The sequence below is a fragment of the Ramlibacter sp. genome (assembly GCF_013697775.1).
GTDB lineage: Bacteria > Pseudomonadota > Gammaproteobacteria > Burkholderiales > Burkholderiaceae_C > Ramlibacter.
Window position 1 is genome coordinate 1 of sequence record NZ_JACCWG010000159.1, and the last position, 2,205, is coordinate 2,205.

A 2,205-nucleotide genomic window follows, 5' to 3' on the forward strand; every position below is an offset into this window, starting at 1 on the left:
GCCGGCATCTCCACCGCCACCGCCGTGCCCACCAGCAGCACCGCATGCCCGTCGGCACCGTCGTGCACGTACCGCACGTAGCCGTCGCGCTCGTTCTTCATGGACCAGCCGCCGTCGAGCACCAGGCGGTCGCCGGCCTCGCCTTGGATGCGCCAGGTGCCGTCGGGCGATCCGGCCAGCACCGCGTCGGTGTCCAGGCGCAGCTGCGTGGCCGCGCCGTTGCGCAGGTCGATGGTTTCGATGCCGGCGATCGTGCCGTTCGCAAGCGCGCCCACGTTCCAGGCGGCAAGCGCGGCGTCGATGCGCAGCACGTCGCTGCCGGCACCGCCGTCCACGTGCTCCAGCCCGCTGCGCACCACCAGCACGTCGGCGCCGCGTCCGCCCAGTAGCGTGTCGGCTCCGCCGCCGCCGTCGATCGTGTCCGCGCCCAGGCCGCCGTCCAGCAGGTTCGCCAGCAGGTTTCCGGTGAGCATGTTGGCGGCCGCGTTGCCGGTGCCGGTGCGCGCGATGTCGCCGATGAGGATCAGGTTCTCGACGTTGGCGCCCAGCGTGTAGTCGATGTAGCTCTGCACGGTGTCATTGCCCTCGCCCGCCAGCTCGGTCACCACGTCGCCCGTGCTGTCCACGATCAGCATGTCGTCGCCGGTGCCGCCCACCAGCGTGTCGTTGCCCAGCTCGCCGTTGACGAAGTCGTTGCCATCCCCGCCTTGCAGCAGGTCGTCGCCGCCGCGCCCCCACAGGTCGTCGTGGCCGGCGGTGCCGGTCAGCGTGTCGGCCGCCTCGGTGCCCGTCGTACCCGGCGAACCGCCTCCCCCATCGCCACCGTCCGCTTGCACCGCCGCGAGGATCTCGGCGTTGGACCAGTAGGCGTCCAGGAGCGACAGTTGAAGCTGCGGGTAGAGGCCGTTCGCATCCGGCGTGAACCAACCCTCCACCGTCACCGATTCGCCGTTCGTCTTGACCGTCATCACGAGATCCTCGCCGGACCGCGTGAACGCGACCTCGCTGGCGAGCAGGCCGCGGACCGGCGCGCCCGCCGTGAACGCGTAGTAATGCGCGAAGTCGATCGAGAGCTGCGTCGATTCGCTGTCGGCCGGCGGCAGCCCGCGGACGATGTCGTGGCCGTCGCCGGCGTAGAACGACATGTTGTCCGTGCCCGTCCCTGGCTCGATCACGTCGTCGCCGGCGCCGCCTTCGTAGTAGTCGTCGCTGCCGTTGCCGCCGATCAGCGTGTCGTTGCCGCTGCCGCCATAGAGAGAGTCGTTATCGCTGCCGCCATCGAGGCGGTCGTTGCCGGCGCCGCCATACAGCGCGTCGGTGCCGGACTCGCCGTACAGCGTGTCGTTGCCGGCGTCGCCGTAGAGCGTGTCGTTGGCGATGCCGAGGGACACACCCATTCCGGCCTGGTCGCCCCAGAGCACGTCGTTGCCGTCGCCGCCATGCAGGACGTCGCTGCCGGCGTTTTCGTGATACGGGCTGTTGCCCTGATAGCCGGCGTAGTAGTCGCCCTTCAGGGTGTCGTTGCCGGCACCGCCCTCGAGGGTGTCGTTGGTCATGTTGCTGGCGTACATCACGTTGTCCAGCGTGTTGCCCACGGCATGCGTGGGAGGCGAAGAGAACAACGTGGCCGCCAGGATCAGGCCTTCCACGTTGTCCGGCATGAAGACGGTTCCGCCGTAGCCGCTGACCTCCATCCAGTCTGTGCCCCCGCCCGGTTGCTCGACGATGGTGTCGAGTTCCGGCACCCGGGGTTGGGGCAAGATGCGGAGGTAGCGGTCGTCGCCGGCGCCGCCAGCGAGCGTGGCGCCTCCGCCGATGTACATCGTGTCGTTGCCGTCACCGCCATAGATCGTGTCGCCGGCGCCGATACCGTTGATGGTGTCGTTGCCCGCCAGTGCGTCGATCGCTTCGGGCCCGGTATGGGCGCCGATGGCGTCGTCGCCGACGGTGGGTGCTGGTGTGTGGCTCATGGTATCTCCCTGGAAAAAACAACCATTTGAAAGCCCGCCGCATCATCTGCGCACGGCTTTCCGTTGCTTTGCGTAAATCCCGTAGGCGCAAATTGCTGTGCCTACGCGGCCGGCATCTCCACCGCCACCGCCGTGCCCACCAGCAGCACCGCATGCCCGTCGGCACCGTCGTGCACGTACCGCACGTAGCCGTCGCGCTCGTTCTTCATGGACCAGCCGCCGTCGAGCACCAGGC

General features: G+C 68.8%; 1 protein-coding gene. It reads right to left on the minus strand.

All coding sequences use genetic code 11. The features are described 5' to 3' along the window. Positions 1 to 1,970: calcium-binding protein (locus H0U68_RS07870; RefSeq protein ID WP_296354326.1), on the minus strand; the 1,970-nt coding region annotated here is incomplete at its 3' end. Positions 1,971 to 2,205: the final 235 nt, after the last annotated feature.